The 6,259-nt window shown below is 63.1% G+C and carries 7 protein-coding genes; 5 read left to right on the forward strand and 2 right to left on the reverse strand.

Annotated features, from left to right (window positions below):
- The 5 genes from EPO09_RS07475 to EPO09_RS07495 all read left to right on the forward strand — a co-directional run.
- The coding region (locus EPO09_RS07475) for a nitroreductase family protein (protein WP_367200050.1) at positions 1-1,668 on the forward strand (1,668 nt) is incomplete at its 5' end.
- Positions 1,665-2,459: an ankyrin repeat domain-containing protein gene (locus EPO09_RS07480; RefSeq protein ID WP_290641745.1), complete on the forward strand. Its 795-nt coding sequence runs from the start codon at positions 1,665-1,667 to the stop codon at positions 2,457-2,459. The genes EPO09_RS07475 and EPO09_RS07480, both read left to right, overlap by 4 nt.
- Before the next feature lie 13 nt (positions 2,460-2,472).
- Positions 2,473-2,709, forward strand: a complete 237-nt coding sequence (locus tag EPO09_RS07485) for a hypothetical protein (RefSeq protein ID WP_367200051.1) — start codon at positions 2,473-2,475, stop codon at positions 2,707-2,709.
- 12 nt (positions 2,710-2,721) lie between these two features.
- The gene (locus EPO09_RS07490; protein ID WP_290641747.1) at positions 2,722-3,159 is read left to right on the forward strand and encodes an Ohr family peroxiredoxin; all 438 of its coding nucleotides are present in this window, start codon (positions 2,722-2,724) and stop codon (positions 3,157-3,159) included.
- Between the two features lie 40 nt (positions 3,160-3,199).
- On the forward strand, positions 3,200-3,439 hold the full coding sequence (locus EPO09_RS07495) for a hypothetical protein (protein WP_290641749.1): 240 nt from the start codon (positions 3,200-3,202) through the stop codon (positions 3,437-3,439).
- A 3-nt stretch (positions 3,440-3,442) separates the two neighbouring features.
- On the opposite strand, the gene EPO09_RS07500 is transcribed toward EPO09_RS07495, so the two are convergent.
- Both EPO09_RS07500 and EPO09_RS07505 read right to left on the reverse strand, forming a co-directional pair.
- The gene (locus EPO09_RS07500) at positions 3,443-5,224 is read right to left on the reverse strand and encodes a thioredoxin domain-containing protein (RefSeq protein ID WP_290641751.1); all 1,782 of its coding nucleotides are present in this window, start codon (positions 5,222-5,224) and stop codon (positions 3,443-3,445) included.
- Between the two features lie 234 nt (positions 5,225-5,458).
- A partial coding sequence (locus tag EPO09_RS07505; RefSeq protein ID WP_290641753.1) for a DUF2779 domain-containing protein occupies positions 5,459-6,259 on the reverse strand: 801 nt, incomplete at its 5' end.

A 6,259-nucleotide genomic window follows, 5' to 3' on the forward strand; every position in this document is an offset into this window, starting at 1 on the left:
GTGATGGACATGGCACACATCGACATCAGCGCAGCCGACTATCACCGACGTACCAAGCACCAGTTGCAACGCTTCGCGGCAGGCCCGGATACCTTGGACTGGGATGCGCAACCGCAGCCCTTTCGAACCTGGGCTGGCGCGCCGACGATACCCTTGCCCCTGGTGGCCGATGAGCTGAAGACGACCTGGGGGCAGATGCAGGCTCAACGGGATGTGGCGCTCCACGCGCTCAGCCTGCGCACCGTGGCTTGCTTGCTGGAGCTGAGCTTTGCCCTCACAGCCTGGAAACAGTTTGGCCCGGATCGCTGGGCCTTGCGTGCCAATCCCTCCAGTGGCAACTTGCACCCGACGGAAGTCTATGTGCTGGCTCGCGGTGTGGAAGGGCTGCCTGATGGGCTATACCACTACGAGCCCCTTGAGCATGCCCTGGCCTGCAGGGCGCACTATGCGCCTGTTACTGAGGGCGGGCGCCCCAGCCCTGGGCTGTGGATCGGCTTGAGCGCCATCCAGTGGCGGGAGGCCTGGAAGTACGGCGAGCGGGCGTTCCGCTATTGCCAGCTCGATGCCGGGCATGCGCTGGGTGCCTTGCGCTATGCGGCTGCCTTGTTGGGTTGGCAGGCACTGCGCGTGCCCGCCTTGTCACATGCAGCGCTGGCCGCGAGCATGGGGCTGGACCGTGAGGCGGACTTCGGGCGCGCCGAGCGCGAAGAGCCGGACATGCTCATGGCCGTTGGAGATGTGGTCGATGCGAGCTGGGCGGCAGACAGCTTGAAGCCGTTGGCATGGTTCGGGCAGGCCAGCCGCCTGGATCCCCGGCCGATGTACGCCTGGCCGGTGATCGATGAAGTGTCGCGCACCACACGGCCACAGCCACCCGCTGATGGCATGGAACCCGCAACCCATGGTATGGCCCGACAGGCTGAGGTCGGCACTTCGCAGGCTGCCCCACGCGCCGAGGAGCCTGCGGTCAGCATCATCAGAGGGCGACGCAGTGCGCAGCACTTTGATCGACACGCGCAGATGAACCGGCGCAGCTTTGAAGGCTTGGTGCAGTCGCTGGTGCCCGTGAACCAGGTGCCTTGGGATGCCTGGCCGCATGTGCCTCGTGTGCATGCGATCTTCTACGTTCATCGCGTGGAAGGTGTGGCACCGGGCGTCTACGTGTTGCCGCGCAGTGCCGCGGGCGAGGCCTTGCTGCGCCAGGAGATCATCGCCACCACCGACTGGGATCAGGCCTGGACCGTGCTGACAGATGAGCAAGGCGTGCGCTGGCCCTTGTGGCGTGTGGCCGAGCACCCGAACCTGGCTGGCGTATTGCGTCAGCTCAGTTGCCATCAGGCCATTGCCAGCGATGCCTGCTGGGCCATGAGCCTCGTAGCCGAGTTCGAGGCGCCGCTGGCTGCGCAGGCGGATGCTTATCGCCAGTTGTTGCAGGAGGCCGGCCTGATGGGCCAGGCCCTGTACCTGAATGCCGAGGCGCACGGCTATCGCGGCACGGGCATCGGTTGCTATTTCGATGACGCCGTGCACCACCTGCTGTCACTCGACAGTGAGCGGCTGCAGGTGCTCTATCACTTCACCGTAGGCGTGCCCATGGCGGACAGCCGCATCACGACCGAGCCCCCCTACGCCCATTTGACGTCATCTCGACAGGAGGATGCCGCATGAGCGCATCGAACCGATTCCAGCGCCTGCGGGCCGCTGATGTGTCTGACTGGCTGGCCCGTCATCCTCGGGCCTTGATCCTGGATGCGCGCGACGAAGGTGCGCATGGCCGAGGCCATCTGAACGGTGCCTTCCGTCTGGATGGTCGCCATCATGAGCGTCTGCTGATGCGTGAGGCCCAGGACAGGGCCGTGTTCATCTACTGCTATCACGGCAACGCCAGTCAGACCTATGCAGACATGTTCATCGACTTCGGTTTCGAGAACGTGGCAGACCTGATCGGTGGCTGGGAAGCCTGGCAGGCCTTGAATCAGGCTGCCCCGGCGTCTGCCGCTGGGCTGTCTGATGAGCTGCTGTCCTGGTTGCTGGCCCATGGCTTTGAGGGCGTGGATGCCGTGGGCGCGCATGGCAACACCCCGCTGATGGAAGCAGCCTGGCGAGGCGAGATCGGCATCGTTCAGGCGCTACTGGCGGCGGGGGCGCGTCGCGACGCCATCAATGGTGACGGCAACAATGCCTTGTGGCTGGGTTGTGTGTCCAATCAGCCGGAACTGGTCGTCCTGCTGGCGCAGGCGGGCGTGCCCATCGACCATGTCAATGCCACAGGTGCCACGTCCTTGATGTACGCGGCCTCCAGCAGCAAGCCAGCCATCGTGCGCGTCTTGCTGGCACTGGGCGCCAACCCCTTGATTCAGACGCAGGATGACTTCACGGCGCTGGACATGGCGGCGGACCTGGAATGCCTGCAACTGCTGCGAGCCGCCACCAAGGTTGCAACCAAGGCCGCAGCCTGAGTGGAGAAGTCTCATGACGCACATCATCTTCTATGAGAAGCCGGGCTGTGGTGGCAATGTCCGGCAGCGGGCCATGCTGGAGGCCGCCGGGCACACCCTGGAGCGCCGCAGCCTGCTGGATGAGTCCTGGACGGCTGCATCGCTGATGGCCTTTCTATCGTCCCTGCCTGTGGCGCGATGGTTCAACGGTGCCGCTGCATCGGCCGAGGTGGCGGCACAACGCATGCCCTGCAAGTCGGCTGAGAACTGAAAGGAGTCCACGATGGAACTGGTCTACAAGGCACAAATGCTCACGCAAGGCGGGCGCAATGGCGTCGTGCAGTCGGATGACGGCGCCTTCAAGTTGAAGTTGGCCGCCCCGGTGGCATTGGGCGGCAAGGGGGATGGCCCCAATCCCGAACAGTTGTTTGCCGCTGCCTTTGGCGCCTGTTTCGAACAGTCCGTGCGCCACATTGCCAAGAAGAGCCACACGCCCTTGCGTGGTTGTTATGTCGAGGCAGACTTGTCCATGTACCTCACGTTTGAAGAGGTCTATCGCATGGCCCTGACCTTGACAGTGCACCTGGCTGGCCCGATTGATCAGGACACGGCCGACAACCTGTTGGAGCGCGCCAAGGGCATTTGCCCCTATGTCGATGCCACCAAGAACAACATCACGCTGAACCTGAAGGCATTGCTGGACACGCCGGTGCCGGCATGAAGTCGGGCGAGGCACATCAACTCACACGAGGAGCATGACGATGACGACGATCCCGGAAGGATTCTTTGTAGACTGGAGCGGCAACCTGCGCAAGACGACGGACCCGGGGGGCGGATTCGTCTGTGATGTGGACCTGGCGGCGCGCTATGTGGGCGTCAAGACAGCCAAAGGCGTGTTGATGCATGAGGCCACCTTCTACAAGGATCAGACCGCCGTGGACAAGGCCGGCATCAAGGGCAAACTGGTGTCGGGCTCCGAGCCTTGGGGCGATCAGCTCTGAACATCAGCGCAGGGCCGCTGCCGCTTCCAGCAGTCGCGTGTGGCTGGCCGGGTCCTGCCGGGCAGCGGCGGCAAAGGCCTGTACACAACGGGCGGCGCTCATGAGGTAGCGTTGCTGCGGGGCCAGCTTGTTCAGCCTGATCAAAACCAAGGCGGCCGTGCCGTTGCCCGATGGCGTGGCGGTATCTATGCCTGGTTTCAGTCTGAAGAAGAGATCAGGCGCGTCGTGCGGTGTCATGAAGAAGCCACCGTCCTGACTGTCTTCAAATCGACCGAGCAAGGTGTCGGCCAGGATGTGCGCAAAGCCGATGTCGTCGGCCCCAGGATCGACCTCATGCACCGCCAGCACGGCTTCGAGCAAGAAGGCATGATCGTCGAGACAGCCGTCCTGGTGCGGCAGGCTCAGCAAGCGGCCATCGCGGGTCCAGCGTGTTGCGCGCAGATGATCCAGGGTCTGGCGCGCCAGTTCGATCCAGTCATGCTGCTGGCACAGCGCGCCGGCATGCGCCAAGGCCGTGACAGCGAGGGCTGTCCAACTGGTCAGCACGAGATTGTCTGATTCACCCATGCTGCGCTGGCTGCGTGCACTCAGCAACTTGTCTCTGGCCGTGGCAACGAAGTCTTCGACGAGCTTGAGCGGTCTGTCCAGCGTGCCGGCCAGCTTGTCGAGGCCGCGGGCCACATGCAGATGCCACTTGCCGTCACCCGCATTGGGCGGGTCGATCAGGCCCCAGTGCGCAGAGCAGACGTCCCATTCCATGGGGATGAGGGTGGTACGAAGCGTCTCGCGGTCCCACGTGTAGAAACCGCCTTCGTGGCCTTGTTTGTCGTCCGCTGGTTGTGAAGCCAGAAAGCCGCCTGCTTCGTGACGCATCTCGCGATGCAGCCAGTTCACCGTCTGGTCAAACACCTGAGCGAACAGGCGGTCGTCCGTGCAGGCATAAGCGCGTGCATACAGTTCGATCAGCAGGGCGTTGTCGCACAACATCTTCTCGTAGTGAGGGATCTGCCAGCGTGTATCGGTGCTGTAGCGGAAGAAGCCGCCACCAATCTGGTCGAACAGGCCGCCTTCGGCCATCTTGCGCAGGCTGTAGAGCGCCATGTGACGTGCAGACTCGTCACCGGCCTGGCCTTGACGCAGCAGGTAGGCCAGATCCGTCGGGTGGGGAAACTTGGGGGCGCCACCAAAGCCACCATGCAAGGCGTCAAAAGCCACGGTCAATTGCTGCATGGCTTGCTGGTCGGCTCGGGTGTCGAGCACCAGGTCCTCCTGGATGCGGGCGCGTTCTGCCTGCAGCCGCTCCAGCAAGGCCTGATCCTGACGTGCCAGGGCATCGCGTTTGTCGTTCCACACGGTGCTCACGGAGGCCAGGATGTCTGCGAAGGCCGCTTGCTCCATCTGAGCCTCACGCGAGAAGTAAGTGCCACTGTAAAAAGGGATGCCCTGAGGCGACAGAAAGATGGTCAGCGGCCAGCCGCCATGGCCACGACGCAGGATGCGGTGTGCGGTCTGATAGAGCTGATCGATGTCCGGACGCTCCTCGCGATCGACCTTGATGTTGACGAAGCCTTCGTTTATCAACTGTGCCGTGACAGGATCCGAGAAAGATTCCTGGGCCATGACATGGCACCAATGGCAAGCGTGGTAGCCAATCGACAGCAGGATGGGCTTGTCAAGGGTCTTGGCCAGAGCGAAGGCTTCTTTGCCCCATGGATGCCAGTCCACCGGCTGATGGCCGTGTGCGCGCAGGTAGGCCGACTGAGCTTGAGAAAGTCGATTGGTCACGGCAGGGCCTTTCTGGCAAAGCAGCATCTGTCGGGTTTGAAGCCAACCCGACATCGCCCGAACACACGCAGAGCTGAAAGTCTGGCGTGCAGGTTTCGTGCCGTGCGCAGGTGCGGGCCTTTGCGTAACGTGGCTGTGGGTGGAAAAGCTCTTATACGGTGAGGTCGAACTGCGCCTCGACTACGACTACAACATGCATGGTGTGACTGAGGTCGGTGAGTGGTCTTGCTGCCTTCATGCATTTTTTTGAGGGACTTCGCTCGACTCGAAAAGCGCCACCATCTCTCGCAAGGCCAGGGTCTGGCGTTGGCCATATGCCAGCAGTGCCAGGCGAAGTGAATTCAGTTCGGCGCTTGGCAGCCGCCCTTGCAGTGACAGCGCGAAGGCCTCCTGCGCTTCGTGCATGTCCTGCCAGTTGAAGCGGTCTGCACCACTGGTGGGGGCCATGGATCGGACAAGCGACTTGAAGGACCACGAGCCACACATGCCCGGGTGATAGTAGTGGGCGCGGGCGAGCTGGTAGAGGTCGACAATGCGTGCCTGAAGGGCAGCCAGAGGCGTGGCCAGATCAGGCAAGGCCTCGGCGAGTTCGCGCAGGCGATTGCGTTCGAACCCGGCGTTGTAGGCGAACACGCAGCCTGTACTGCCCAGCGTCTGGATCAAGGACGCGGCAAAGGCCCGCCGAGGGTCACCTTGTGCCGTGGCCAGAAACGCGTGCTGAGTAACCTGGCCGGGCTGGCGCTCGATGTCGCAGTTCCATTGAAAGGGCATGACCTGATAGGGCTGCGTGCCCGACCAGATCGGGACGGCAAAGCCGATGGTGTCGATGCGCAGAAAGAAGCGGGGACAGGGCAGGTCCGCCATGATGGCGCGGATGCCAGGCTCAAGAATGGCCTGCCCTTGCTGCACGGCTCGCACAGCGCGACGACGGCGCTCGTCCGGCAGTTCGTCGATGGGCACGCTCATCACATCGGCATGTCCCATCTCCCTCAGTTCGGCGGCCAGCTCGCGCCCAACGATATGGAGGTCCGCGAC

The organism is Aquabacterium sp., from assembly GCF_004297345.1.
In the GTDB taxonomy this organism is placed as follows: domain Bacteria; phylum Pseudomonadota; class Gammaproteobacteria; order Burkholderiales; family Burkholderiaceae_C; genus Aquabacterium.